Genomic DNA, 26,146 nt, shown 5'->3' with positions numbered 1-26,146 from the left:
AAGCGCAACTACAACGTTAAGGAGGCGGTAGCATGAACGCAAACAACGTAGCGGGTCCGGAATCACGCAAGCTCACCGTATTGCTCAACGTTCACGACGTAAAGAAGCTTCCGCAAGCCGGCAAGAACCTCGCGAAGTTTATAACGGAGCTATCGCAAGATCACGGACTATTCACGACGGACATCGTAATGAGCGTTGAGCCTACCGTTTACACTTCGTTAGGTCCAGCGGAAATGCCAGCGGACGAGGGCGACATTGAGATCGTCTTCGTACCGGAAAGGGATGAGGACGGGTGACTGTAACAATCTACCTGCTGCGGAACAAATTCACGGGGCGCGTATACGTCGGCTCTAGTAAAAAACCTACAGCGCGTAAATCACAGCACCGGAGTATGATGCGTTTAGGTAAGCACCGAAATCTCCACATTCAGAACGATTTCAACCTGTTCGGTGAGGAATGTTTCGAATTCATCCTAGCAGAGGAATCAATTCCTGAGGATATTCGATTCAAAAAAGAACAGGAATGGATGGACAAAATGGTTGAGGAAACGGCTCCTACTCCTCTCTACAACATGCAGCCTTTTGCAGGTAAGACAAGAGGAAGACCAACTTCGGATGAGACGAGACGTAAACTGTCCATTGCACATAAGGGCAGAAGTAAGAGCGACTACGCAACCGCTGGTATTCGTCGGGCTAACTACGGCAGGGTTTTCTCTCCAGAGACTAGGAAGAAAATATCAGACGCACATCTAAGCCGCCCTTCGTTAGATAGGAAGACTAACACCACCCTTAACGAAAGTTCGGTAATTGAAATCTATCAAGCACTTCAACAAGGGGCCACACTTACCTTCTTGGCTAACAGATATGGAGTAGGAACTTCATCGATTTGGAGGATCAAGCGTGGAGAAACATGGAGCGACGTAACTGACAAACTAAGGGAGGGTTAATATTTGGCACATTTAACTGAAACAACCGGAAAGTACTCGGAGCTGGCGGCGCGTCTTGCGCTGTTAGCTAACGGATGGACCGTACACAAGGCGGAGACGGACGAAGCTTACGATATCCTGGCGCGTGATCCTATAACGGGTGATTACGCGAAGATCCAGGTTAAGACGGTGAGGCAGCGTACGGACCGCGGCGGCGACCTCGTTGTCTACGCGAAGAAAGGTAACGGAACAAACTACGACCTGGCCGACGCTGACTATATCGTTGGAGTCTGGGCGGTCGATGGCGAAGTGCCGCGCGTATTCATGTTCGAGAATCGACTTTGCGGAGAGTATTGGTGCGCAGAGGCACGCGCTAGTGAACGGTGGGTCGAGTTATCCATCGCGATTAATCGGGAGTTACTAGCGGCGGCCTAGTACGCTAGCTCAACGCAAGACCGGGCGGAGGCCAAACGGCAGCCCACGAAAAGGGGAAACTCATTAATGGCGAAACTTAACGTGGTAATTCCGGCAGTAGAAGTAACGGTGGGTGGCGTGACTTATCGCAAGGTTGATCGGAAGGCGCAGGCGGGCGATATCGTTAAGGCGCTAAAGAGAGACACGGATATTGCGCAAGATGCGTTTTACGGTCCGCTGTACAAAAGTAGCGGAGGTACCCTTGGATTTAAAGACAACGTGAACGACTTCCGTTATTCGATACTCCGGAATCGCCCGGAAAACTTAGAAGTCTACGAGAAGGTAACGGATAGCGCGGCGGTTGAATATCGCGAGGTTAAACGGAAAGCGGTGGTCGGCGAACGTATTCGAATAACTAACCGCGTGATAGGAGAAGATCGCTACGTAGATGGGGACGAATTTGCTGTGAATTCCGTAGACAGTGACGGAGATGTACGCGTAAATGCCGCAGGGAGCGATCGGGCGCTTGTATTGCGCCGCGAATACGTCGTACTCAAACCGGTATCAGCGAAACCGGCGGAACCTGAGCGCCTGAAAGTCGGAGATTATGCGCGTTACGTAAGAGACGGGAATAACCGTATGGTTACCGGAGATATCGTAGAGATTACGGAAATTGACCAAAGCGCCGTTCCATATCGTGTTAGACGCTTGTCTGACAATTACGTAGCGTGGGCACCCGCTAATAAAATTGTCCGCGCAACTGACGAGGAAGTAGCGAAGGCAGTAGCCGCTAAAGATCCGCGCAGTCAATTCGCGGTCGGCGATTACGTAAAGGTTGCGGTCGAGTACTGCGAACATAACGTAGGTGACGTACTGAAAATAAGCGCTACCGCAGCTCAGCATGATTTCTACGTAACCAACGTGGCAACTAGTCGCCTCGGATGCATCGACGCAGCCAAACTCGTTAAACTCTCCGCAGAGGAAGTCGCGGAGATCGAACGCAAGCAAGCGGAAGAGTCGAGATGGGCGGCGATCGGCCGTAAGGTGAACGAGTATAAGCGCGGTGATATCGTACTGTGCGTAGGCAAGGCTAAAGCGGGTCTTGGCGAAGTTCAAGCGGATGCTAACGGAGGTAGAGTGAGCGTTAAGTACTACAGTAGCTTCGGAACATGCTCCGAGACATTCGGGATAATCGCGCTAGTATCCCCGGTTGAGCAACGCTTCGATCGACCTGTCGACGATGTTACGGAGGAGGTGGACGCTGCATAACCGCAAGTCTTTACGCAAATTGAGCGAAAGGAGTGAGCGCTATACCACCGAAATTAACGTTAAACTTACGGCCGCCTGCGGATGACGGAGCGGTGGAACGCGTGGCCGACGCCGCCAAACGGAAGAAGGCTGCGCAGGAGACGGATGCAGAAGCGATTGATCGCGTACTACGAATGTCACTAACGGATAAACAGCGCGCAATGGTTGAAGAGCTGCGGCAGGCGTACGGATCGGGCGAAACAGGCAATCGTCCGGCCCTGCGTACTGCGGGCGGCACCATTTCGAAGGATGACGTTATTCGCGCAGCAGACGTATTGTTACGGCAACGGCAAACGGATGCGCGTGCGGATAAAGTTGCGGAGACGCTGCGGTCGAAGCCGGCGAATTTCCATATCGTGACGGAGGACGCGGAGTTGCCGAAGATGATCGCGAGATTACGGGAAGAAGTCCGGCTACAGAAGGATGATGAGTGGTTCCGCAAAGTCTTCGTGCTCTTTAACAATACGTTGATTAAACGGAAGCTCGCTGAACGCGGAATCGATATTCCTGACGCGGAATCACTAACCGTTTGGGATACGGAGACATCCGGACTCGACAAGATGCTCGACCTGACCGGCGGTTACTCCGTTTGGCTTCCGCTACTCAACGAAGGATATTACGTAGCTTACGGACACTTGACCGGCGAGAAGCAATGTACGCGGTCGAAAGCGCTAGGAGCAATCGCGAAGTTTATGGCGCTGCCCTCGCAGATTAAATCGTTCCATAACGCGGAGTTTGACTTAGCGATGATGCTTAACGACGGGCTGACGCCGCAAGGTATCCGTTATGACTCAGTGGCCGCACAAAGAACGCTAAATGATAACGAAGACACTTACGCATTGAAGCCGCTGATAACGAAGTACAAATCGATTATTGGCGTAGAGGCTCCGGATACAACCTTTGAAGATCTGTTTGCGAAGGAGTCCCCGATGCTTCATCCGGTCGAGGTCGTAGGAATATACGCGATATGGGACGTACTCAAAGGCTGGTGGTTGACGCGCTGGCAGATCGATAACATTGTCGCAACGGATAACCTGGCGATGTCCTTCTTCGAGATAACGCAGTATCTATCGGAAGTCAACGTTAATATCGAGCGTACCGGCTTCGTAATTGACCTCGATGATCTGCAGGCGCTCGGAGACGAACTCCGTCCGAAGCTAGCGCAAGCCCAGGCGGATGTTATCGAAGCATATGGCGTAACCGATCCGGAGTTCTTACGAAAGATGGACCGCGCACTATACTCCGCGAAGGTAACGGATTGGATTGATAAGCAGCGTCGCAGGATTGCGCGTAACGAAGAGGCGCAGGCGAAACAACGCGCTATTATTGCGGAGTGTGAAGCGGCAGGCAAAACGTCGCTCAAGAAGTATACGAGTGCGATCGAAAGGCTTGCGCAACTACAAGCGGAGGACCTAGCGCCATCTGACGAGGAGAACGCGCCATTAAACATAACGGAGTTCTCGTTCACCAACGATAACCACTTGCGATATCTGATCTACGATCACCTCGGAATTGAGGACCGTACGAAGCAGATCGTCAAGGACAAGAAGAAAGAACGCGCGGTATCAAAGGACGTTCTCGAACGGTACTACGAAGAGGAGGAAGCGCTCAAGCCGCTGGCAAACGTGTCCGCGTACGAAAAGCTACTGAACACATACGTAGACAAAATACCGAAAGCTCTCGACGTAGACGGACGCTTGCATACGCAGCTCGATATGGTTTCGACCGGACGATACTCCTCGAAGGGATACAGCGGTAAGCCAAACGACATCCGATCAGGTCCGGTAACCGACGAGAACTATCTCGGTACAATGCGGAAGCTCGTTGAATGCGCGGAGAAATCCGTAGCAAAGGGAACCAACTTACAAAATATACCAGCACGTACGAAGGAAGGCGAACGTGTCCGGATGACGTTTAAACCGCCGCCAGGACATACGTTTCTCGGTAGCGACTTATCTTCGATCGAGCCACGCCTTCAAGCGCATATCATGGCTGTTGAACACAGTGACGATATATTCGCGGATATGTACAGAAAAGGACTCGATCCTTACGTAGAGTTCGCGTCAATCATGTTCGAAGTAGACCGCGATCTTTGCTTCGAGAAGGCGTATAAGAACGGATTGACTACGGTTCCTTATCGTAAACTGACGAAAGATATGTTCCTTGCGAAAGGATACGGTCAAGCTGAGGATCAGTTCGTTAAGACGGCGATTAAACGTGGTATCACAACGGAACAAGGTAAACGTGCATACGCGAAGTTCGACGAGATTCTTCCGGGATTCAGTACGATGGTTAACGCGTCATTCGAACATCTACGTAAGTACGGATGGACGGCGACATTGTGGGGGCAAAAACGGAGGTTTCCGGAATACCGGAAGAACTGGCAGCGTCTCTGCGTGTTGATGAAGCGCGTAGGTATCGTAGACAAGAACGATCCTCAACTCGGAGTTAAATCGCGCAAGCTAGGTAAAGAGGGAAGCGCGGAGTTTTGGCAACTCATCCGCCTAACGGGACGTGACGAAAGGGCTGCGTTTAATCACCGTATCCAAGGTAGCGGCGCGAATGTACTCAAGCTATGTATGATTCGCAGCTATTACGAATTGACCGTGGCGCGTGGCTGGGAGTTTACGCTAACTCTCCACGATGAGCAGAAACACGCGGCTCCGACCGATCAGATTACGGAAGAGACAGTCACGTTATATACCGACATCATGACGAACACAGCTACGTTTGCCTGTCCGCTTGACTGTGACACGGTAATCGAAACCCGATGGATGAACGAGGTCCGCCCGAGCGACTGGGATTTCGAAAATGGACGTCCAAAATTGAAGGAGGCTGCGTAAATGGAGAACGTTATTGAGAAGCTGCGCGAATTGATCGGAGACGGTTACGAAGGTGAAGTGTGGGATGAGACGCACGAGGAAGTAGACTCCCTTCTTGACACGCCACAACCTGATGGTTACGCAGTTGAAAACGTAGAATCAACGTTTGAGGATGGCGGACGTTGGTCGAATTATCAGACGGACGTATATCAAGTTACACAGGAGGACGGGAAGGTTGCGTATTTCCAAATCGGGCGAGATGTTCCCGCAACTGAGATGCAGGACGGTATGGACCTCAGCACCATCATTCGCGAAGTTGTACCACAGGAAGTCGTTAGAACCGAATATGTCTACGGAAGGAGCGCGTAAATGAACGAAATCATAACCGTACTCGACATCGAAACAACCGGACTCAATCCGCTCACCAATCACATCTCGGAAATCGCCGCCATCCGTGCGGAAGTTGGGCCGGGCGGTTATATCCGCGAGATTGGGCGGTTCCAGACGTACGTTGCGCTGCCGGACGGTGTTGAGGTTCCGCCTGAGATTACCGAGTTGACCGGAATTAAGACGGAGGATTTGCGCGGTGCTCCCACGCTTGAACGAGCGCTGACTGCGTTTTGGTACTTCGCTAGAGGTACCGCTTGGGTTGCGCAGAACGCTCCGTTCGACCTGAGCTTTATTGCGCGGATATTCAAAAGCGGCGACTTCCGTTGCACTCGCGCCATGTCTCGCCTAATTGATCCGGACGAGAACGCCAGCCTAGCGCCGACATGTGAGCGGTACGGAATCGTGCTAAACGGACATCACCGCGCTATGAACGACGTGGAGGCTACGTTGCAGCTATATGCCGTTCTCCGTGAAAAGGCGGAAGTTAACGGAATCACCTACCGCAATGTCGTCGTAGACAGTCCGGAGCGGCCGTTAACGTACTCGCCGCCTGGCGCGATTGTGCGGACGATTGCGCGGAAACAAACGAAGGAGGTTGCGTAGATGAAGCTTACGGAATGGCGCGAAGTTGACGAGAACGGGTACGAGTATCACGGTAAAGGCGCGATTACGATTAAAGCAGAAGATGACCGCGGCGGCTCCGTCAGCTTGGAAATCCGCGCAGGTGAGCCGGAGGACGCTGTGTTCTACCGCGATCTTAACGGAGCCTACAGCATCTCACACGCAATTCGTCTAGCTTATGAAGCTGGTAAGCGCGGCGAAACGCTAGAATACGAACTTGTCAAAAACGAAGAGGAGGCGGTTTAAATTACGGATAACCAACTGATCGCAAATAGAATCGCGGAGCAATTTACGGTATTCCTGAACGAGTGGCATTCCGCGCCAGAAGTGTACGACGACGCTCTCGACGCGCAGATTCATCGCTGGTATTCCGATATCCTCACGGACAAGTCGCGCAAAGTATGGCCGCCACGAGGCATCCCGTACTTCTCACCAAGCTCCGCCAACTCCGACGCACGCGGTCTTTACGAAAAGATGCGCGGCGCCAAACGTGAGTCATCCGATCGGCCCGCGCATCAAGGACGTTGGGTACGGATAGGAACGGCCATTGGGGACGTAATCCAGCGTGATATTCTGTTCGCGGAGAAACACTTCGAGAAGGCATACGGAAGACCGCCTCGCTTCGTATTCGACCGTAACGAACGAGGCGAGCCGGTATTCGAGGACTTCGCCAAGCGCGGACACGTCGTCACACATAACGGAAAGACATTCGCGCTTTACGGTACCGGTGACGGAGTCATGCGCTACGTCTCCGAAGACGGCGAAGTCCTCCGCGTTGGCCTCGAAATCAAATCGAAGCAAGGCACGTACTCCGCGACATCCGGATACTCAACGCGGAACGGGGCGAAAGAGGATCACGTTAAACAGTGCGTCTGCTACTCGATCATGTATGACGTTGATTATTACGTAATCCTCTACGTTAACGCGAGTAAGAAGGCGTGGGCAATGCCTGACGCAGATATCGAAAAGTATCCGGACATTGCGGCGTTTGGCTTGCACATTACGGATGAGATGCGCGGTGAAATGCTGGACCACTTCGCCGGAATCGTTGACGCTGCGAATAAAGGCGAGCCGCCTGCGTTGGATCTCGATAAATGGTTATTCCTCGACTTCAAGCGGGCGGTATCGTTATCACTTTCGGAAGATGAGGTCGAAGTGTTGCGCCGGAAAGTAGCCGCGATTATGAAATCGAATCTACCGGATTGGAAGAAGCGCGGACCAGCGGAGGCGCTTGCGGATATTGAGCGGATTAGGGCAGAAGAAGCGGAGAGCCAAACGAAGGAGGCTGCGTAGAATGAAGACATTTAAGCGAATTATTAACGCGACAATCTATGTAGGACTCGTTGCGGCCGCTTGTTTCGGTCTTACAATAGCTATCGGATCGATTATGAACGTAGGTAACTCGCCATTGTTTCGGATAGGTCTCGTAGTCATACTCGCGGCGCTCTTTATTCAAGGGTACACGTCAGGAGGTGACGGAGATAGCGAAGCCAAAACCGCAGACTAAACGCTACCTCGGACTCGACCTATCGCTGTCACCCGGCCTCGCGGTAATCGACGTTAAGGAGCGCGTCCCAACGCTCGTATACGCAGGCTCAGTCGCAACTGATACGGAAATCAACGACGCAACGCGCTCAGTCGTCGTCGAATCGTTCATCGCGCACCAAGTATACGCCCACCTACCGTTCGACGTTATACTACGCGAGGACTTTACGGCGGGTCGAAATAAGCGCGCTACTCAAACGATATTTAACGCATGGGCGGCGGCTGATCGCGCACTCCATTCGTTTGGCTACGTGGTGAACGAAGTCAAGCCGGTCCTTGCGCCGACCACCGTTAAGAAGCTCGTAGCAGGCAACGGTAAGGCGGAGAAGAAGGATGTCGCGGAGGGCGTGCGGAAGTATCTGCGCCTTCCCTCCGACTACAAGTTCGCGGCCGGCTACGATGACAGCGACGCATGTGCGGTAATTCTGGCGTACTTGATACGCGAAAGTCTAATTGATACGGAGGCTGATGCGGCATGAGTAAACAGGACAATGTACGCGCTAATAACAACGGTGGGATCGGAATATTCGGACTGCTCGGCGTATTATTCGTAGCGTTGAAACTGACGGGAGTTATCACGTGGTCCTGGTGGTGGGTAACGTTGCCCTTCTGGGGCGGAATTGCGCTCCTTCTCGTGATTATCGCGATCATAACGTTAATCGCCCTCGCGACTGACCGAAAATGAACGAGTTAGCCGCACGCCTCACCACCCACCAACGCCTGGAAATCGCAGCTCTCGAACGGTCCGTCGCGATCTACCGAGGGCTTGCGGAGGAGTACGAACGGAAACTTGCCGAAGCACGTGCGATATACGAAGGGAGCGAGCGCTGATAATGCTAATCGTTTACGCATCACGTACGGGAAATGTCGGCCTATTTGCGCGGCGTCTCCCGTATCCTACGCTAAAGCTTACGACAGAGTTGCGCGTAGACGAACCGTATATCCTCGTAACATATACGGATAAGATCGGTGAAGTACCGGCCAAGACTCGCGCTTTCCTCACACATAACAACGAATACTTACGCGGTGTGGCTGCGTCCGGCAACCGTAATTTCGGACCGGCTTACGCACTCGCCGCGGATCAAATATCGAATCAATACGGAGTGCCGATCGTTTGCAAATTCGAACTGGCGGGCACGCCTACCGACATACAAAAATTCACCGAAGGAGTGAGCGCGCTTGTCACAAACGTATAAATATATCGAACTCAATAACGAAGTTACCGTAATGAAGGACGGATTCTACCAGCTCGAAAAGGATACGGAGGCCGTCGAGGAGTTCATGCGCTTTATCCGCGATAATAAGATGCGGTTTGACTCCGCAATGGATCGCGTTCAATACATGATTGACAACGGATATTACTATCCGGAAGTGTTGACGCAATACACTCCGGCGCAGATCACGGAGATTCACCGCATGGCCGACGATGCTAACCTGCGCTTCGCTTCGTACATGGCCGCGTTCAAATACTATACGGATTATGCGCTCAAGACTCGCGATAAGAAAACGTACCTGGAATCGCCGGAGGAACGTTACGCAATCACCGCGTTATACCTGGCGCAAGGCAATTACGAGATGGCGCGGGAGTTACTGTGGGGCTACTTAAACGGAGTTCAGCCGGCCACGCCTACGTTCCTTAACGCAGGTAAAGCGAGACGCGGCGAAATGGTATCGTGTTTCCTTACGGAAGTAGACGACAGCCTTAACGCGATCGGACACGCGCATACTACTGCGATGCAACTTTCGAAGATTGGCGGCGGCGTTGCGCTTAACCTATCGAAGCTGCGCGGACGTGGCGAGGCGATTAAAGAAGAGGAAGGCGTAGCGAAAGGGATTCTCCCGGTCGCTAAACAGCTCGAAATGGCGTTCTCATACGCGGATCAAATGGGACAACGGAAAGGTAGCGGCGCCGTCTATTACAACATCTTCGGATGGGACGTAATGGAGCTGCTTGATGCGAAGAAGATTAACGCGGATGAACGGTCCCGCCTTAAAACGTTGTCGATCGGACTAATCGTACCGTCCAAGTTTATTGAACTGGCGGAGACAAACGAGCCGTATTACGTATTCGCACCGTACACCGTATTCAAAGCGTATGGATCGCATCTGGACGATATGGATATCAGCGCGATGTATGACGAGCTGGTTGCGAATCCTTCCGTTAAGAAACGTGAGCTAAATGCGCGTGATATGTTGACGAAGATTGCGACGACGCAGCTAGAATCCGGATACCCGTACCTCATGTTCAAAGACAATGCGAACGAAGGTCATGCGCTGAAAGGCATCGGTCAGGTGAAGATGTCAAACCTCTGCACGGAAATTTTCCAGCTAATGGAAACTAATACTATCAACGACTATGGACAGCCTGACGAAATCGGCCTTGATATCTCGTGCAATCTCGCGTCATTAAATATCGTTACCGCAATGGCCTCCGGAAACCTTCGCCGCGCTGTTCATTCCGCGATGGACTCGTTAACCGCCGTCTCCGATATGACTGCAATTGCCAATGCGCCAGGCGTACGTAAGGCTAACGACTTGATGCACAGCGTAGGGCTCGGCGCAATGAACCTTCACGGCTTCCTGATGAAGAACCGCATATCGTATCAATCCGAAATCGGCCGTGACTTTGCCGACGCATTCTTCGCCGCAATTAACTACTACTCGATTGAGCGCTCGATGCAGATCGCTAAGGAGCGCGGCGGTACGTTCTACGGATTCGATCGTTCTGATTACGCGAGTGGTAAGTACTTCACGCAGTATATCGAAAATGACTTCCGTCCGAAATTCGAAAAAGTAGCGGATATGTTCGCGGCTGCAGGCATTGAATTGCCGGGTCCGGACTTGTGGGAACGCTTGGCGGCGGAAGTTGAACAACACGGTTTGTGGCACGCGTATAGACTTGCGATCGCACCAACGCAAAGTATCTCGTATGTGCAAAACGCAACGAGCTCCGTATTGCCGATTTCTGACGTAATGGAGACGCGGACATACGGTAACTCAACGACGTATTATCCGGCTCCGTTCCTGGCGCGCGATAACATGATTTCGTATACTAGCGCGTTCAATATGGATCAGCGTAAGATTCTCGAAATGGTTGCGACAATCCAGCGCCACGTTGACCAGGGGATATCGACGATCCTTTACGTAGACTCAAAAACGCCAACTAACGAGCTCGTCCGGTATTATCTGACCGCTCACAAACTCGGCCTTAAGTCGTTGTATTATACGCGTAATAAACTGCTATCCGTAGCCGAGTGCACATCTTGCGCTGTCTAAATTCGAAAGGGGACTGATATTTTACATGACGAACATTATCCGCGCTGTTAACTGGAACCGACCTGACGACGATTACTCCGAGGATTTCCTCGATCAGAACTTCATGCAGATATGGCGAGAACATGAAATCCCGCTAGATGACGATAAGATGGCGTGGATGGCGCTTAGCGATACGGAACGCGACGTATATAAGAAGGTACTCGGCGGCCTGACGTTCCTGGATACGGAGCAAGGTTCGGAGGGGATGCCGCTAATCATGCAGCACGTTGAATCCGCGCAGAAGAAGGCGGTCCTATCGTTCATGGGAATGATGGAGCATATCCACGCGAAGTCATATAGCGCTATCTTCGCAACACTGACGTCAACGGAAGAATCCGACCGCGTATTCGAATGGACCGTAGCCAATCCGTTCCTCCAACGTAAAGGCGAAATTATCGGCGGTTACTACCGCTCCATCACGTCACCGGAGCGCTTATACATGGCGATGGTTGCGTCAGTGTTCTTGGAATCAGCGCTGTTCTATTCCGGATTCTACTATCCGCTGCTACTCGCAGGACGCGGCAAGATGACGGCTAGCGGTGAAATTATCGATTTGATTATGCGCGATGAGGCGGTGCACGGACAATACATCGGAACGTTGGCGCGCGAGGTATATGCGGAACTGCCTGCGGAAACTCAGGCGGAGCTTGACCGTGAGGTAGCGGCATTATTGCGTAGGCTCTACGATAATGAAGCGGGCTATACCGTTGATTTGTACGCGCCAATCGGATTAGAGGAGGACGTGCTGCGATTCTTACGTTATAACTTTAATCGTGCGTTGATGAACCTCGGACGGCCTACGCATTTCCCTGACGAAGATATCAATCCGATCGTACTCAACGGGATTAATACCGCAACGAAGATACACGATTTCTTTTCGAAAAAGGGTAACGGATATCAGAAGGCGGTCAATATCGTACCGCTTACTGACGCGGATTTCGCGGTATAAATGGACACTAACGGAGGGCCTTCAGGCTGCTCCGTTATTTTTTTTGTTTTATTTTACGTAAAAGTGTGCGAAATACGTTTGACCGGCAACAAGGTAGTATAAGGCGCAAAGCACTCGCGTCTCACTCAAACGAAACGGAGATGATACGATGTCCAACGCAACTCAAACATTCCGCGAAGTTCAACGCAAAGCCAACGCAGGTGAACGCATTAAGATCGTAGCCGCGGTGCTTAGTGGAGGCCGCTACAAAAATGGTGATGAACTCGTAGTAGATTCCGTGGAACCGTCGGGAGTACGCGCAGTCACATCGAAAAGTGAGCGTGCCGGTATCTTCCACCGCGAATACGTAGTACTCGAACCGATCGCGCCGACAACCGCAAATCTCCCGGACCTCTTCGCGCAATTCATCCGTGACAATGCCGGCGCCGTACGTAAATACTTGGCGGAGATCGATCCGGTTGATAGTGCGGAGGAAGCGGAGCCGGCCGTAGAGGTAACGGAGTCCTTAACTCGCGCCAAGGTTATCGAAATGGCTCGCGAAAGGGTGGCGGAGTTAAAACGCATCGGTAACTCGCTCCACGAAGACCTTCCGAAGGGTACTCCGTTTCATTACCGCTACTTCAACGTAGAGTTTCACGTTAATCGCGACAAGCGCACCGTAACAGCGCTCGTACACGTTTCTGGTAACCGCCGCAAGCCCGACGCAGTAGGCATCGCAAAGTGTGCGCCTGACGACGTATTCAACGCAGACATCGGCAAGGCAATCGCGGCAGAACGTGCGCTCGGACTGACGCTGACGGAGGCGTTTGTGAATGCGCCGAAGCCGGAGAAAGCGGTAGCCGGCGTTATTATCCGTAAGGTTAGCGGCGCGCACATCGGTACGACTCGCGTTGTTGAACGTACCTTAATGGACGGTAAGGCATACGTGTTCACTAACGGATATAACTCGGAGGTAAAGAACTGCGCAATCATCGACGACACTGACGCTGACTACACGCAAGAAGGCGCTAAGGACGGTGAAGCCGCGTGACCAAAGACGATCTCATCATCGCACTCACACGCTCACATCTCCCGGGCGGTGCGCAAATCCTCGTATGGCGGCCGGAAGGACAACGTCTAACAACGGATATTCAATTGCGTGAGGTTGGCGAAGGTCAAATCGTAATCGAGGAGGTGGGCGCGTGACTATCGCAGAATTGATCGAAGAATTAGCGGACTTTCCGCCAGACGCGAAAGTCTACGTGTGGGAAGGTTATGACGCTGGAACGATGACGACTAATATTGACGTTAAATACGACGGAGACGTTGTACTCGAAGCCAAATAACGCTAAGGAGGCCACAATCCATGCCGCTACCAAAAGATACGATGTTCTTCGGATTCCGCGATAAGTTAACGCCTGAGCAACGCATATACGTCGATAGCATTTTCGATAACCGTATCACGTTCGTTAACGCGAAGTCCGGCACGGGTAAAACGACGCTCGCCGTAGCTGCCGCGAAGTTGATCGGCAAGCCGCTAGTATACGTGTTCTCTCCGGTCGAAGAAGGCCGCATGGGATTCCGTCCCGGCACACAGCGCGAAAAGGAAGCCGCGTATATCACTCCGCTGACCGATGCGCTGGCAGAGATCGGCGAGACTCCGGAGAAAGCGATATTTAATCCGGAAGACTTTGCGGCTATGAAGCGCGGAGACCACTGGGTGTATCCGATGAGCCATATATTTGCGCGTGGAATAAATATCAAGGATAAGACGGTTGTAATCAGCGAAGCGCAGAACTTTACTCGAGGGGAACTCAAAAAGTTATTAACCCGTTGCCATGATTCGTGCACAGTTGTGGTCGAAGGATCAACGATCCAGTGCGATTTGCCAGACGAGAGTAAGTCCGGTTTCTCTCCATATATTGACCATTTCCGTAACGAGCCTTACGCGAATGTTTGCGAACTTACCGTAAACTTCCGAGGTCAACTTGCCCAAAAGGCGGATGAATTAGCATGGTAAGGGAAATAGAACTCTCTAACGGTAAGAAGGCACTAGTCGACGATGAGGACTACGGCTGGCTTAGCGAGACAAAGTGGTCTGATGATTCACGAGGTTACGCTATCCGGAGAGTGAGGGATGGTAGGAATACAACCGAGAAGATGCATCGACTAATTGTTGGAGCAAATCCTGGGCAAATCGTAGACCATATCAACGGCGTTCCATGGGACAACAGGCGGGATAACCTTCGCGTAGTCACAGACCAACAGAACTCCTTTAACACGCAAATATCATCAACTAACAAAACTGGTTTTAAGGGAGTAGCAGTCTACAAAGCTCGCAAAAACCCAGGATATACCGCTCAGATCACTGTCAACTACAGGAAGATTCATTTAGGGTGCTTTGACGACCCAGTAGAGGCAGCTATCGCTTATAACAACGCGGCTAGGATGTATTTCGGAGAGTTTGCGATTCTGAACGAAATCCCAGAAGACCGCCTCAACGAAGAAGTTACATTAGCGGAGGATACCGGATAACGAAAGGAGGCGCGTCCCATGGCGTATAAATTCGAACGCACGCCGACCGGTTACAGCGTCAGAACAACGTCAGCCGAACGCATTGAACGCGAACAGGATGCGCGTGATTGGGCGGCGATTGCGGTAGTGGTTGCGGGATTAATCGTGGTATGGACGTTACTATAACGAAGGAGTGATCGTATTTGAACGACAAACTAACGCACATTTTCGCAATGCAGAACGCGCTTGATCGACGTATTACCCAGGAGCGCGGAATCGAAAAGACGGTTGACGAATGGGTAATCGGAATCACGCTCGCAATGGAATCGGAAATCGACGAGATCCGGCGCGAAGTTAACTGGAAGTGGTGGAAGAATCCGAAGCCGATCGATGGTGACGCGCTAAAAGGCGAAGTAATCGATATGTGGCATTTCCTCGTCAGCCTCTCGGATAAAGTCGGACTCACGGCGGAGGATGTCTACGCTATCTACCTCGAAAAGAACGCGGAGAATCATGCGCGGCAGGACGGAACAAGCGCGAAGGAAGGTTACGCAATTTGACTAAACGCTACACCTACGCAATCATCACCGCATACTGTACGACGGTTTGGATCGGACTCATAGTCCGGACGATTATACGATAGGAGGTAGCTCATGATCGTAATCAGCGTTTACCTAGCGATAGGAATGATTATCGCGATTGCCTTCGCAAAGTTCGGCGTAATTGATCCGGATATGGAAGGCGCGGGGGAACTAGAAAGATCGCCGCTAATTCAACGCATGTTCCTGGTAATTGTCGCGCTACTTTGGTTACCGCTCGTCCTGTTTGGTGGGATTAAAGCGAAGTTTAAAATCACACGCAAGGGAGATGACGCTAATTGACCGCTAAAATCAACGTTTTGGATAACGGATATGTTCGCTTAGTCGACGCAATGGGAACGGACTTGACTCCGGTTAATGCCGCCCGCGTCTCATACGCAAAGGAATCGCAGGTACTCACGGAACGCGACGTACGCCTTATTAAGTTCCTGGCACGCGAAGGACACACGAGTCCATTCCGCCACGCGATCGCTCAATTCGAGGTTTATGCGCCCCTAATGGTTGCTCGTCAGTGGTTCAAATACATTATAGGCTCCGCGCATCAAGAAGGTGCCGGCGATAGTCTTGACGCCTGGAACGAGAGTAGCCGCCGTTACATTACGGAGGAGCCGGTGTTCTACGTACCTACCTCTGGTCAGTGGCGCGGCGCTCCGGAAAACTCGAAGCAAGGAAGCGGAGAACCTGTCGCCACGCGGATCGGAAGTGAGGCGATGAAGAAGCTTGACGATTCAGTCGCGATGGGTATGGAGTTTTACGAATGGGCTCTTGCGAATGGTATCTGCGCAGAGCAAGCGCGCTTATTCCTTCCCGCTTACGGAATGTACGTCCGCTGGTACTGGACCGCGAGCCTGCAGAGTATCGCGCATTTCCTGGCGCAACGTCTCGAACATGATGCGCAGGCTGAAATTCAAGCGTACGCCAAGGCGGTTCTCACGTTGATTGAGGCGCGGTTCCCCGTATCAATTGGCGAGTTGCTTACGAAAAAGGAGGACGCGGAATGAAACTGATCGCCACGTTATTGCTCGGCACAATTACGCAACAGTTCGCATTCATCGTATTTGACGCAAGCCCTGCGGAAAGTTTTATCGCTTACCTAGTCGGAATTATCCTCGCGAAACAAATATGGGCGGAGGTGCCTGCGGATGACAAACGAAATCAAAACGGATGAACCGCGCCGCCTAGCCGAAGTCCTCCCGTTCGTACCACGTCCAACTCCGGAACAAGAGGCGCAGGCCGCCGTCATTTCGCTGCTCGAACGTTACGCAGAGTTAGCGCGGGCTGGCGAAGTCACCGGAGTAGTTATCGCAGCCAAGACGCCTGACGACGTATTGAACGGCGAAATCATGGCGGAAAGCTCCGGCGTCAATCCACGTGAGGCAACGTTATTGATCGAGGAGCTGCGCATAGCTAACTTTTACGATTACGACGTTTAACAACCAAGGAGGCGAACTAATCTCGCTAAGTATAATCGCGCAAATCATACTCGCAATGTCAATCGGATTGAACGCAGTTAACGGAATCCCTCCGAACGAACCTACGCAACCGGCCGAAAAATCTTCGCAGGTAACAGGCAAATCTGCGAAGGAAGACGTGTGGACAACGTACGAAGCGACCGCTTATATTGCGCTATGTTCCGAAGGATGCAGCGGTTGGACTTATACGGAGCTCGACGTAAGGAACACGATCACACACGAAGGGCGGCGCGTTGTGGCCGTTGATAAGCGCGTGATCCCGCTTCATACTCCGCTAACGATCCGTTTGGCAGACGGTACGGAGATCGCAGCGATTGCGGAGGATACCGGAAGTTTGATTAAAGGCCGCAAGCTTGACGTATTAGTCGCGTCGGAGAAGGAAGCGCGCCAGTTCGGTCGCCAGAAAGTACGCGTTAAAATCGATAACTAAACGATAAGGGAGCGGATTTGTATATGACGAATATTACCGTATTGAAAGACGAAAACCTCAGCGGTGCAGGACGCGTCGTTGAGCGTGAGTATCGCGAGGTTAAGCGGTGGGCAGACGTTGGTGAGTACGTTAAGGTGACCACGGTTGCTGAGGATTATGGTCCGGCTGTCGTAGATTCGATCGGAAAGTGTACGCGCAATGACCAGTTCGATGACGGTTCTATCGACACGACGCTAACACACGACAGTGACGGGTTCCTTAACACGGACCACACTTCGTACGTAACGCTCGAACCATCGGACATCATTCGCATCAACGGCGCCCGCTTCCGCATGGTCGATCGGAAAGCCACGGTGGGCGAGCGCGTTATTATCATTGACGCAAAGACCGCTACAGACGCGTATCGGAACGGTAATATTATGACGGTCAATCGGCTTGGGAACTATAAAGACGGCGTATATACGGACGAAACGTGGGTGTTCGTTTATCGAAGTGAATACCGCGTACTTGAACCGGTAGAAAGCGCAGAATCCGCACAACAACCCGAACCTCTCTCCGCCAAGCCCGCGCCTGAACAAGCGGCCGAGATTATCGCGGCTTTAACGACGCGAGTGGCTTCGCTCGAAAGACGTGTGTCCCTGCTCGAAGTTGCCAACGCTAAGCCTACTCCGCGGAGAGCCGATAAGCCAGCGTCACATCCTTCGTTTACAAAATGCACGATTAAGTCTCCGCAAGAAATCCGTGATGACATCGTTAAGCGTGCGAAGGATGACGTGTCACGCCTTATCGACGAAGACGGATTCGCTCATAGACGTGGAGGTCCGTTTAACACCGTTGTTATCGAAGAGTTCGTAGTTAACCGGGGTAAACGTACGGTCGTTGTTCTCGGATTTGAAGCGTACGGCAATCGAAAGAAACGCGCGTTAGGCTTCGCAAAATGTGCGCCAGGCGACGTATTCAACGTGTGGATCGGTAAAGTGGTAGCGTTAAGACGTGCGCTCGGCTTGGAGATTCCGGAAGAGTACGTTAGCGCGCCGCAACCTACGGAAGTACGCGTTGGGGATATCGTTAAATATGGCGCAAGTAATACAGCGCGTGTCGCTGCCGTAGTCGCTGATTTTCCGTTCACTAATCTAGATACGCGTAAATTTACGTATCTCTCAACGGCTATTTCATGCGACGCATCTATTATCGACGACAGCCGCGAGTCAGACAGCGCAGAGCCACGGAAGGAGGTGGCGTAATATGGGCGCGCTGCCTAACATCGGATTGATCGGAAAGCTTCGTTCAGGGAAGTCGGCCGCGGGAGATTACCTCGCGTCAAAATACGGCTACACCGCGTTCGCATTCGGCGACGAGCTTAAGCGCGACTTCCACCGCCGTTACCGCGAGATTCCACGCGAACCTAAACCACGCGTCGGCTACCAAATGCACGGACAGCTCATGCGCGAATACTACGGAGAAGACGTTTGGATCAACGAATGTCTCGAAGGGATTGAGTTAGCGCGTCATAATGCGGACATCCGCGCAGTTATTACAGACACGCGTCAGTTAAACGAGGCTGAACGGTTGAAATCGGAAGGCTACGTTCTCATCCGCGTCGAAGCACCGGAAGCCCTCCGCATCCAACGCGCCATCACGTCAGGCGACCGATTTAACCTGCGCGACCTTACGCACGGCACGGAGACGGCGCTCGACGATTACGCGGCGGACTTTACGGTCGTTAACGATGCGGGCCTGCCGGAGCTTTATGCGCAGATTGACGAGATAGTACGCCAGTTATCCGGAAGTGATGCCGCATGAGTACGAAAACGACGCTTAACATCGCGGAAGAGTGGCGAAAAGGCTACGAGGCCGGCTACGTAAATGGGCGGATCGACGCGTTAGAAGGACGCGAATACGACGATCGGACTCCGCTGCAGAAGCGGAAGGATACGGAAGAAACGAGAGGAGACGATGACCATCCGAAATTATAACGTTACTCCGCAATTACCGCCGAATGGCCTTACGGTCGCCGAGTTCTTTTGTGGCGGCGGTCTGATGGCCGTTGGACTCAAGGCGGCCGGCTACGATATCACATTCGCAAATGACTTCGATAAACGCGCGGCAGAAGCTTACGCACACAACCTCGGAGATTACGTAGTCTGCGGCGACATTACGAGCGACGAGATTCAGGCGAAGATACCTGACGCGGACATATTCGCAGGAGGACCGCCATGCCAGGACTATAGCGTTGCAGGATCAGGAGCCGGCGAAGAGGGCGAACGAGGTAAACTCGTATGGACGTACCTCGATATTATCGAACGGAAGCAGCCGAAAGCCTTCGTATTCGAAAACGTGAAGGGTTTGATTACGAAGAAGCACCGCCCGACATTTGACGCGCTTATCGAAAAGTTCGCGGAGATCGGATATAACGTGTCCTGGCGCTTAATCAACGCATGGGATTACGGAGTTGCACAGAAAAGAGAGCGCGTGTTTATCGTAGGTGTGCGTAGAGATATCGGAATTACGTTCAAGTTTCCGGAGCCGAGACCGGAGGATTATCGTACGCAGGTATTGCGTGACGTGATCGGAGATTTGCCGGACCCAGGTCTTCCCTTAACTACTCATGTGCAAAGCCGTTACAACAATGGCGGATATGCTTCTTTTATCAAAAAACATCCGGTCAAGAAAATGAACAAACCATGCTCAGCAGTTACAACTCGATTTTCAAATCCTTTGGATGCGTTATTTGAATCGGAGATTACTACGCAATTACAGCCGCGCCGTTTCACCGTCCGCGAATGCCTCCGCATCCAGTCCGTACCTGACTCGTACGTGCTTCCGGAAACAATCTCGCTATCCGCGCAATACCGCATCGTTGGCAACGGAGTCGCATCGCGCGTCTCTTACCTGATCGGAGTCGCGCTTGCGGAGCAACTTAACGCAGCCTTGGCGCGATCCTTGCCGGAGGCTGCGTGATGATGAACGTGAGCCTTGACCGTTTCCAGCCGCCAGATGAACGTGTGGATATCGTCGGTTACTGCGTATATTGCGGCGAGCCGATTGAGCGCAGTCATCCGGTTACATCTTACGCAAGCGGTGCGAAGACACACGACGGATTTTGCGAGGTACAGTACGTAGAGAACGAGTTGGGGATTACGCGGTCATACGTATGAAAACGTAAGTGTTCAAAAAATTCACGATAGAGGAGCGGCAGGCTCGGGCGGTGTCTTGTTAACGTGAGATCATCCGCTCGGCCTGCGCCTTCTCATCGTTAAAAGGGAGCGGATTACCATCGGTCATGTGAAGATTGACATAGAAAAGGGTTCGCGCAGCTACAACGTTAGATACTCGCTAAACGACGCGGCCGGAGTTAAGGCGTTATTACGCGATCGCCACCGGATTAGCTCGGCTCGCTTTCGCGGCGATTATGACGCGGTCTGTATCCTCGTTGATTTGCATAGCGCAATTAACAGCGCTGCCTTGACAGATCGCCAGACGGAAGCGATTGCGTTTGTATACGGAATTGACGTTACACAAGCGGAAGCAGCGCGTCAGATGGGAATTACGCAGCAGGGAGTCGCCAAGTTGATCGATGACGCGGCGGAGAAGATGGCGGCGGTTTATAAGCGTTGGGAGTACGGAGAGGTTAGCGTTGAGTTTGACGGAGAAATCGAAGATAACGAAGAGGAGGCGGTTTAATGACAACAACATATCGCGAGGATACGGTACAGGCAACGGAGGCTATGGAGTTTATACTACGCGCAAGGTTCAAAGCTGCGGGTTGTCCGCAAATTCCGTTCGAGTACGGAGGGATTACGCATGACTTGCGGGATCGGGAGACGCGGATGCTACTGGTTGCTGCTATTCAAAAAGAATACTACGGCAGTCATGGTGAGTTTAATCAACGGATTGTCGATGAGTGGTTCGCTGCGGGCGCTAAAGGAGAGCGTCCTGCTGCAGTACCAACTGATATGAAGCTAATGGATCGGCTAACTAACATCGTCCTCCACGAAGAGCTTGTAGACGAAGACCCTTATAAATGTGAGCATAATGAGTACCCGATATTCTCTGATACAATGATGGCGCGCAGAAGAGAAGGGAGGAGAGGAACCGAGGATACCAATATGGGCGGGGAGACCGGTCTTAATGTTGAAGGAGATGGTGGGACGGCGGAGATGCACTCTAAAACAGGCGTACACCTGGCTACTGACGGAAAGGATTACCGAAGACCCATTCGCAGGACTCGTTCAATGAGCGAGCTGTTACACGTGGACTCGTCCGCTAAGATACGGAATAGGAAACGTGCGATCCAATACTTACGCGACATCGCGCCTGGTAAAGTAGTTACGTATAATCTCTACGAAAATGGCGGCGAACTTACGGAGCCCTTCGTTAATTGCGTCGGCATTGGCAAGCGTTGGGCTACCGAGATGGGCGCGATGAATGAAACGGAGATAGTGCGTGAGGAAGCGGAAGAAGTTGCCGAGCTATTAACGGCCGCATAACGAAAAGAAGCGCCTCATTCCGGGGCGCTTTCGTCGGTTTCTTCGATATGGAATAGCGCCTCGACCGGAACGTTCAACGCGCGGGCTATTGCGATAATATTAGCGTATGAACCTTGTGACGCGCGGTCAAAACGTGATATTGCGGCCTGCGGTATCCCGGCCTTTTCTGCGAGTTCTACCTGTGTCATGCCGGCGGCTTTGCGTAGTTCGTCGAGGCGTGGCGTTACTTTTAACATACGTGACACCTCCGTTCTCCTCAATTATAACTATTATTTAATTTTAGTCAAACTATTGACTATTGAATATACACTAGTGTATAATTAGTATATAAGGAGGTGAACAACATGCAGGTTTTAGAGTGGGTCTTGCTCCTAACGGCAACCGTAAACATGACGACGGCTATCGTCAACTTACGAAGTACTGCTAAGAGCAAGAAGAATGGAACCCGAAACAAGCGTAAACGGCGCAAGCGTTAAGGGATTCCAAAAGAGGGCGGCTAACACAGCGCCTTCTCACTCCAATATACCACAATGAACCGCGCATGTTAAACATATATGGGAGGTAATCGATATGACAACGGTAATAACGATCATCGGAGTAGTCGGATTGGTGATATCCATCGTAGCTCTGACGCTATCAATTCGGAACAGTCGGCGGAAGTAGCCTACGTACGCTGCGAACGATGCAACGGAACCGGCCGCTACAACGAAACCTACGTATGCTACGGATGCGCCGGCACAGGCAACGCTAATACGCCGACTAAGCGCGTTATCTGCGTTAAGCCTTTCGCTAAATTCGGATTCCCGCCGCGCACCTTCGCAATCGCCCGCATGACAACGCCGGCCGCTTACACCGGTGAGACTCGCTGGATCATCCGCGGCCATACGTTACTTGATCGCCAGGTTAACGAATACTTTCGGGAGGTGGGCGGAAGATGAGCAAAGAAATGTACGCGTCAATCTTATTACAACACGTTTATGCGTTCGATCCCAGCGAAAGAGAGCGCATTTCGCTAATCTCCGCGACATTCATCGGTATCGTTGACTCTATCGTGAATCAAGCGGACTATACAACCGACCAAAAGATAGCGAAATTACGTAACTTAAACGATGCGCGCAAGGAGGTACTTGCGTATGAATAAGCGGATGTTTGCGGCAGGCAAACGTATAGGTGGGCGGAGCTATATACGGGTAGCAGGCGGCGAGTGGCGTGAGGTTAAAGCGGCGGTGTCGGATGAAAAAGCGCGTTGATGTGCGGAAGATCGCTAGGCAGACGGGATTGGCGCGGAAATGGCGGAGGATATTGCGATTGATACGAAGGTGGGACCGGAGCTAATCCGGTCTTTTTCGTGCCTGCTGCGCCTTAAATACGAAGATATCGCGCCTGAAATACGTGCCGGCGATCTTAACGTAATCTGGCGTATACTTTTCGACTGTACCTCCGTAATCTGCGATCGTATGTGCGCCGGGTTCGTAAATAGTAACGCGGACTTGTGCGAGGGCGGCGGTCTGTAATTAGCGTTTTCATACGAAAATAAATTCGTCAAATTGGCGGAAAATCCTTCTTGGGAGGTTGTTTTTTACGCATTCTGCGGACTTAGAAGATAGGGGCCGCCACTGAGCGGCTCATCCCGTTTGGGGAACGAACGATGCGGGTATATTCCGCACGCCCTTACGTTAATCCAACGTTAAGGAGACGATAAGATTGGCCGAATATAAACGCTTAATGGACCCGGAAACGGGCGAAATATACGATCGAACAGCGGTACTTGCGGACGGTGACCGTGTTACCAGCGCCGCACAACGAGAGTCTTACGCAAAGAAACAGAGCGGGCGCACAGCGGAGTTTACCGTGACTCAGATGCGCAATATTGACGAAGTAATCGAGAGGGTATCCGATAAACACTGCGGGTACCTTCTTTATTTGCAATGCTTCGTTAATTACGACGCGATCCTTGAGAATCCGGACAAATCCGCTATGAGCCGCGAGGACATGATGCGTACACTCAAGATCGGCCGAACTACGCTGCACCACTTCCTGCGGGAGACAACGGAGGCTGGCGTGATTGAGGAGGACGGCGATAAATACCGCCTTAATCCGCGCTATCACTTCCAGGGTAAAACGGATAACACTGCGGTAATCAAGACGTTCGTTGCGAAGGTGAAGGAGTTGTATACGGAAGTTAACGCGAAGGATCTCGGCTTCGTGTATAAGTTGCTTCCGCACGTGCACCTCGAAACGAATACGATCTGCGCAAATCCTTACGAGCGTGACGTTGAGAATACGCTGCCGCTTACGAAAGAAGATATCGCACAGTTGACGCGTGTTACAGAGAAATCGGTATATACGAAGTTGCGTAACTTGCGATTCGGCGATCAATACGTATTTGCCGAAGTGAGTTACGGGAATGCGCGTTATTACAAGATTAACCCGTTCGTATTCTACCGTAAATCCGGACAACCAGACGCTACACTCCGTGAGATGTTCTCTATCCGAAACAACTTTGCGAAGCGCTCAGCGTGAATCTATCGGTAAAAACGCGAACAAAAACGGGCATCTATCGGTAAAAACGCGAACACGAAAAAAGTGGCCTCCGCCTTACTGCCGCAAGGGTTTGCGCGTTTTATGGGGTCAAATTTATTCTTAGTCTTTAGATAACGGATTTAACGCGCAGTTAGATATGCGAGACAATACAGACATTCGGGCAAGAGCGGCCCGACACTTCGGACTTAAAACATGTCCTTGTGAATAAGGAATAACGCGTAATCAAATATATGTTCCAGAGCCGCTAGGCGATGGGCAAGGCGAAGCCGCAGCATTCTTTAATCTCAAACCTTTGTCTGTAAGAAGCATGAAGCGTACTCTTCGAAGTCCCTCATGTAGTCAAACATCTAACTACGCGGATTAAATTACGTTAAGCGAACGGAGAGTGAGCGTATATGGTCGATTTATCAACGGTAAGTAAGCGTGATTTACAAGCGGAACTGTTACGTAGAGTAAGCGTTGATCCGCTCTATGTAGGTCCGGATATTCGCGTTACTGTTGCGGGCCAATTCGGAGGTCATATCGAAATGCAAAGCGATAAGCCGCGTGAATTTACAATCGTAGGTCCTGCGTTTATCACGGTAAATATCGATTAAACAACGTACAAATAGCGCGTCTATCTTACGCCTTGCCTGAGCGTGGGATGGCGCGTTATTAGCGTTAAATACACGGAAGGAGCCTGACGTAATTATGGCAAAGCAATTAACGTCTGAACAGTTCATCGCGATTGAATGGCTCGCTAAGCCGCGTAAGGGCGGTAAGACGTATGAGGAGATCGCTTCTATATGCGGAGTAACAGCGCGCACACTGGAGAACTGGCGTAAGGATGCGACGTTCGAAGCGGAGTTTAAGCGTGCTATTGTGCGTGAGAACAGCGCTAAGTTACCGGAGTTAGTCGACTCGTTATCCACGATAGCTATACGGGATGGCAATGCGGCAATGGCGAAGCTAGCGCTACAGATCAGCGGTATGTTGACGGACAAGATCGAAGTGGAAACGAAGGATGGCGAAGGAACGGATCTGGCTGCGTTGAAGGCACGGATAGAGGCCGCGAAGGTGAGATCCGAAATGGCGGAGTAGGTGGGGCACTATATGAAGGAAGATGCGCGGAGGGACTTCGGATGCTTTCGGATAGGTCCGAATAACCTACAAGCCGCTCATTCCACGCAGCCTCCCCGAAACTTTTCGCTTCATCACGGTAAAGCACAAAGGTTTATACATAGCGCTTATTTTTCGCTGTATATTGCCCGTATAATAGGCGCGATAGGCTCCGGGAAATAGGCGCATAACCTTCCAGCTACTAACGGGCATAATCCGCGTAGGAATGCGGGTTGCACGCGTTAATAACTGGAAATGTATATGCGATGTATAAGGTGCGTTTATGCAGCGGAAATAAACGTAGGCGGGGCGCGGGTTTGCGGAGCGGACTATTGCACCGTATACGGGATTTTGTGCACATGTCCGTGCATATCCGTGATTAAACGGGATCGTTACGATTATGCAGTACGGATGAATAAACGGGGCGAGGCGGATGGATTTCGGAGAGGGGCGGCGGTGCTTGCGTGACCCCCAAGGGGGCCTGCGCTGGACGGCCGGTCAGGTACATTTAAAATCCGCGTATCAAATTTGAACTTTGGACTTTACGGAGGTGCTCGTGGATGGGAACGGATAAAGACGTCTGGAGATTTATCGCGTTTATGCTGATTACGGGAGCTATCGTAGTCGTCACGGTGCCTATCGGACTGATTGCGTGGTTACTGTACGTAGTATTCACGTAGAATCACCGTACAAATAGCGCGTTTCACCCGTACGGAGTGTATCCGTTGGGG

41 protein-coding genes are annotated in these 26,146 nt (G+C 51.8%); 39 read left to right on the top strand and 2 right to left on the bottom strand.

All coding sequences use genetic code 11. The features are described 5' to 3' along the window. The first annotated feature begins 32 nt into the window (after positions 1-32). From FE296_RS16455 to FE296_RS16315, 34 genes are all read left to right on the top strand, one after another. Positions 33-296: a hypothetical protein gene (locus tag FE296_RS16455; RefSeq protein WP_150365697.1), complete on the top strand. Its 264-nt coding sequence runs from the start codon at positions 33-35 to the stop codon at positions 294-296. Then, positions 293-946 carry an NUMOD3 domain-containing DNA-binding protein gene (locus FE296_RS16450; RefSeq protein ID WP_150365696.1) on the top strand — a complete coding sequence of 218 codons (654 nt, stop codon included), beginning with the start codon at positions 293-295 and terminating at the stop codon, positions 944-946. Before FE296_RS16455 ends, FE296_RS16450 begins: the two co-directional genes overlap by 4 nt. A 3-nt stretch (positions 947-949) precedes the next feature. Beyond that, entirely contained in the window at positions 950-1,360 is a 411-nt protein-coding gene (locus tag FE296_RS16445) for a hypothetical protein (protein ID WP_150365695.1), read from the top strand. 66 nt (positions 1,361-1,426) lie between these two features. Next, positions 1,427-2,608 (top strand): hypothetical protein, encoded by a 1,182-nt coding sequence (locus FE296_RS16440; protein WP_150365694.1) that lies wholly within the window; start codon positions 1,427-1,429, stop codon positions 2,606-2,608. A gap of 32 nt (positions 2,609-2,640) precedes the next feature. After that, positions 2,641-5,490 (top strand): DNA polymerase, encoded by a 2,850-nt coding sequence (locus FE296_RS16435; protein WP_317889417.1) that lies wholly within the window; start codon positions 2,641-2,643, stop codon positions 5,488-5,490. Beyond that, positions 5,491-5,838 carry a hypothetical protein gene (locus tag FE296_RS16430; protein ID WP_150365693.1) on the top strand — a complete coding sequence of 116 codons (348 nt, stop codon included), beginning with the start codon at positions 5,491-5,493 and terminating at the stop codon, positions 5,836-5,838. Continuing rightward, the gene (locus FE296_RS16425; RefSeq protein ID WP_150365692.1) at positions 5,839-6,462 is read left to right on the top strand and encodes a 3'-5' exonuclease; all 624 of its coding nucleotides are present in this window, start codon (positions 5,839-5,841) and stop codon (positions 6,460-6,462) included. It begins immediately after the preceding gene. Next, positions 6,463-6,726: a hypothetical protein gene (locus FE296_RS16420; RefSeq protein WP_150365691.1), complete on the top strand. Its 264-nt coding sequence runs from the start codon at positions 6,463-6,465 to the stop codon at positions 6,724-6,726. A 492-nt stretch (positions 6,727-7,218) separates the two neighbouring features. After that, positions 7,219-7,773 (top strand): hypothetical protein, encoded by a 555-nt coding sequence (locus tag FE296_RS33410; protein WP_223868910.1) that lies wholly within the window; start codon positions 7,219-7,221, stop codon positions 7,771-7,773. 1 nt (position 7,774) lies between these two features. Beyond that, positions 7,775-7,987, top strand: coding sequence for a hypothetical protein (locus FE296_RS16410; protein ID WP_150365689.1), 213 nt, complete (start codon positions 7,775-7,777; stop codon positions 7,985-7,987). Beyond that, on the top strand, positions 7,953-8,504 hold the full coding sequence (locus FE296_RS16405; protein ID WP_150365688.1) for a crossover junction endodeoxyribonuclease RuvC: 552 nt from the start codon (positions 7,953-7,955) through the stop codon (positions 8,502-8,504). Before FE296_RS16410 ends, FE296_RS16405 begins: the two co-directional genes overlap by 35 nt. Then, complete coding sequence (locus FE296_RS16400; protein WP_150365687.1) at positions 8,501-8,710, top strand: hypothetical protein; 210 nt, start codon at positions 8,501-8,503, stop codon at positions 8,708-8,710. The genes FE296_RS16405 and FE296_RS16400 overlap by 4 nt, the downstream gene beginning before the upstream one ends. Positions 8,711-8,858: 148 nt before the next feature. Next, positions 8,859-9,221 carry a class Ib ribonucleoside-diphosphate reductase assembly flavoprotein NrdI gene (gene nrdI / locus FE296_RS16395; protein ID WP_150365686.1) on the top strand — a complete coding sequence of 121 codons (363 nt, stop codon included), beginning with the start codon at positions 8,859-8,861 and terminating at the stop codon, positions 9,219-9,221. Beyond that, entirely contained in the window at positions 9,205-11,301 is a 2,097-nt protein-coding gene (gene nrdE / locus FE296_RS16390; RefSeq protein ID WP_223868909.1) for a class 1b ribonucleoside-diphosphate reductase subunit alpha, read from the top strand. The genes nrdI and nrdE overlap by 17 nt, the downstream gene beginning before the upstream one ends. A gap of 25 nt (positions 11,302-11,326) precedes the next feature. Then, positions 11,327-12,289 (top strand): class 1b ribonucleoside-diphosphate reductase subunit beta, encoded by a 963-nt coding sequence (nrdF, locus tag FE296_RS16385; RefSeq protein WP_150365685.1) that lies wholly within the window; start codon positions 11,327-11,329, stop codon positions 12,287-12,289. 148 nt (positions 12,290-12,437) lie between these two features. After that, positions 12,438-13,319: a hypothetical protein gene (locus FE296_RS16380; RefSeq protein ID WP_150365684.1), complete on the top strand. Its 882-nt coding sequence runs from the start codon at positions 12,438-12,440 to the stop codon at positions 13,317-13,319. Continuing rightward, positions 13,316-13,474 carry a hypothetical protein gene (locus tag FE296_RS32820; RefSeq protein WP_190945293.1) on the top strand — a complete coding sequence of 53 codons (159 nt, stop codon included), beginning with the start codon at positions 13,316-13,318 and terminating at the stop codon, positions 13,472-13,474. The genes FE296_RS16380 and FE296_RS32820 overlap by 4 nt, the downstream gene beginning before the upstream one ends. Beyond that, positions 13,471-13,614 (top strand): hypothetical protein, encoded by a 144-nt coding sequence (locus FE296_RS32815; RefSeq protein ID WP_190945291.1) that lies wholly within the window; start codon positions 13,471-13,473, stop codon positions 13,612-13,614. The genes FE296_RS32820 and FE296_RS32815 overlap by 4 nt, the downstream gene beginning before the upstream one ends. A gap of 20 nt (positions 13,615-13,634) precedes the next feature. Then, positions 13,635-14,288: a PhoH family protein gene (locus FE296_RS16375; protein ID WP_150365683.1), complete on the top strand. Its 654-nt coding sequence runs from the start codon at positions 13,635-13,637 to the stop codon at positions 14,286-14,288. Continuing rightward, the gene (locus FE296_RS16370) at positions 14,282-14,803 is read left to right on the top strand and encodes an HNH endonuclease (protein WP_150365682.1); all 522 of its coding nucleotides are present in this window, start codon (positions 14,282-14,284) and stop codon (positions 14,801-14,803) included. Before FE296_RS16375 ends, FE296_RS16370 begins: the two co-directional genes overlap by 7 nt. An 18-nt stretch (positions 14,804-14,821) precedes the next feature. Further along, on the top strand, positions 14,822-14,968 hold the full coding sequence (locus tag FE296_RS32810) for a hypothetical protein (RefSeq protein WP_190945289.1): 147 nt from the start codon (positions 14,822-14,824) through the stop codon (positions 14,966-14,968). A 17-nt stretch (positions 14,969-14,985) separates the two neighbouring features. Then, positions 14,986-15,342 (top strand): dUTPase, encoded by a 357-nt coding sequence (locus FE296_RS16365; RefSeq protein WP_150365681.1) that lies wholly within the window; start codon positions 14,986-14,988, stop codon positions 15,340-15,342. Between the two features lie 93 nt (positions 15,343-15,435). Further along, the gene (locus FE296_RS16360; protein ID WP_150365680.1) at positions 15,436-15,663 is read left to right on the top strand and encodes a hypothetical protein; all 228 of its coding nucleotides are present in this window, start codon (positions 15,436-15,438) and stop codon (positions 15,661-15,663) included. Further along, positions 15,660-16,382, top strand: coding sequence for an FAD-dependent thymidylate synthase (thyX, locus tag FE296_RS16355; RefSeq protein WP_150365679.1), 723 nt, complete (start codon positions 15,660-15,662; stop codon positions 16,380-16,382). The genes FE296_RS16360 and thyX overlap by 4 nt, the downstream gene beginning before the upstream one ends. Next, entirely contained in the window at positions 16,379-16,549 is a 171-nt protein-coding gene (locus FE296_RS32805; protein WP_190945287.1) for a hypothetical protein, read from the top strand. The genes thyX and FE296_RS32805 overlap by 4 nt, the downstream gene beginning before the upstream one ends. Beyond that, positions 16,524-16,814, top strand: coding sequence for a hypothetical protein (locus tag FE296_RS16350; RefSeq protein WP_150365678.1), 291 nt, complete (start codon positions 16,524-16,526; stop codon positions 16,812-16,814). Before FE296_RS32805 ends, FE296_RS16350 begins: the two co-directional genes overlap by 26 nt. A gap of 55 nt (positions 16,815-16,869) precedes the next feature. Then, positions 16,870-17,283: a 3D domain-containing protein gene (locus FE296_RS16345; RefSeq protein ID WP_150365677.1), complete on the top strand. Its 414-nt coding sequence runs from the start codon at positions 16,870-16,872 to the stop codon at positions 17,281-17,283. Between the two features lie 23 nt (positions 17,284-17,306). After that, complete coding sequence (locus FE296_RS16340) at positions 17,307-18,527, top strand: hypothetical protein (RefSeq protein ID WP_150365676.1); 1,221 nt, start codon at positions 17,307-17,309, stop codon at positions 18,525-18,527. A 1-nt stretch (position 18,528) separates the two neighbouring features. After that, the gene (locus tag FE296_RS16335; protein ID WP_150365675.1) at positions 18,529-19,086 is read left to right on the top strand and encodes a nucleoside/nucleotide kinase family protein; all 558 of its coding nucleotides are present in this window, start codon (positions 18,529-18,531) and stop codon (positions 19,084-19,086) included. Beyond that, entirely contained in the window at positions 19,083-19,259 is a 177-nt protein-coding gene (locus FE296_RS32800) for a hypothetical protein (protein WP_190945285.1), read from the top strand. The genes FE296_RS16335 and FE296_RS32800 overlap by 4 nt, the downstream gene beginning before the upstream one ends. Continuing rightward, a complete protein-coding gene (locus FE296_RS16330) occupies positions 19,240-20,244 on the top strand; it encodes a DNA cytosine methyltransferase (protein ID WP_150365674.1) in 1,005 nt (334 codons plus the stop codon). The genes FE296_RS32800 and FE296_RS16330 overlap by 20 nt, the downstream gene beginning before the upstream one ends. Continuing rightward, a complete protein-coding gene (locus tag FE296_RS16325; RefSeq protein WP_150365673.1) occupies positions 20,244-20,441 on the top strand; it encodes a hypothetical protein in 198 nt (65 codons plus the stop codon). The genes FE296_RS16330 and FE296_RS16325 overlap by 1 nt, the downstream gene beginning before the upstream one ends. A gap of 127 nt (positions 20,442-20,568) precedes the next feature. After that, on the top strand, positions 20,569-20,967 hold the full coding sequence (locus tag FE296_RS16320) for a sigma factor-like helix-turn-helix DNA-binding protein (RefSeq protein WP_223868908.1): 399 nt from the start codon (positions 20,569-20,571) through the stop codon (positions 20,965-20,967). Continuing rightward, positions 20,967-21,773 (top strand): hypothetical protein, encoded by an 807-nt coding sequence (locus tag FE296_RS16315; protein WP_150365671.1) that lies wholly within the window; start codon positions 20,967-20,969, stop codon positions 21,771-21,773. Before FE296_RS16320 ends, FE296_RS16315 begins: the two co-directional genes overlap by 1 nt. Positions 21,774-21,787: 14 nt before the next feature. Here FE296_RS16315 and FE296_RS16310 read toward each other — a convergent pair whose 3' ends face one another. Next, positions 21,788-22,009 (bottom strand): helix-turn-helix domain-containing protein, encoded by a 222-nt coding sequence (locus tag FE296_RS16310; protein WP_150365670.1) that lies wholly within the window; start codon positions 22,007-22,009, stop codon positions 21,788-21,790. 108 nt (positions 22,010-22,117) lie between these two features. On the opposite strand from FE296_RS16310, the gene FE296_RS33770 reads away from it, so the two are divergent. Further along, entirely contained in the window at positions 22,118-22,249 is a 132-nt protein-coding gene (locus FE296_RS33770) for a hypothetical protein (protein ID WP_263364219.1), read from the top strand. 36 nt (positions 22,250-22,285) lie between these two features. Here FE296_RS33770 and FE296_RS16305 read toward each other — a convergent pair whose 3' ends face one another. Beyond that, a complete protein-coding gene (locus FE296_RS16305) occupies positions 22,286-22,657 on the bottom strand; it encodes a hypothetical protein (protein ID WP_150365669.1) in 372 nt (123 codons plus the stop codon). 50 nt (positions 22,658-22,707) lie between these two features. Here FE296_RS16305 and FE296_RS16300 point away from each other — a divergent pair, with 50 nt between their 5' ends. The 4 genes from FE296_RS16300 to FE296_RS16285 all read left to right on the top strand — a co-directional run bounded on the left by FE296_RS16300 (position 22,708) and on the right by FE296_RS16285 (position 25,397). Continuing rightward, a complete protein-coding gene (locus FE296_RS16300) occupies positions 22,708-22,914 on the top strand; it encodes a hypothetical protein (protein WP_150365668.1) in 207 nt (68 codons plus the stop codon). Between the two features lie 563 nt (positions 22,915-23,477). Then, positions 23,478-24,296, top strand: a complete 819-nt coding sequence (locus tag FE296_RS16295) for a hypothetical protein (RefSeq protein ID WP_150365667.1) — start codon at positions 23,478-23,480, stop codon at positions 24,294-24,296. Between the two features lie 416 nt (positions 24,297-24,712). Next, positions 24,713-24,913: a hypothetical protein gene (locus FE296_RS16290; RefSeq protein ID WP_150365666.1), complete on the top strand. Its 201-nt coding sequence runs from the start codon at positions 24,713-24,715 to the stop codon at positions 24,911-24,913. A gap of 94 nt (positions 24,914-25,007) precedes the next feature. Next, the gene (locus FE296_RS16285) at positions 25,008-25,397 is read left to right on the top strand and encodes a phBC6A51 family helix-turn-helix protein (protein WP_317889416.1); all 390 of its coding nucleotides are present in this window, start codon (positions 25,008-25,010) and stop codon (positions 25,395-25,397) included. Positions 25,398-26,146: the final 749 nt, after the last annotated feature.

This window comes from Paenibacillus sp. UASWS1643, from assembly GCF_008693195.1.
Lineage (GTDB): Bacteria > Bacillota > Bacilli > Paenibacillales > Paenibacillaceae > Paenibacillus > Paenibacillus amylolyticus_B.
Note: the sequence above shows the minus strand (reverse complement) of the source record. Positions and strands in the feature narration are given on the sequence as shown.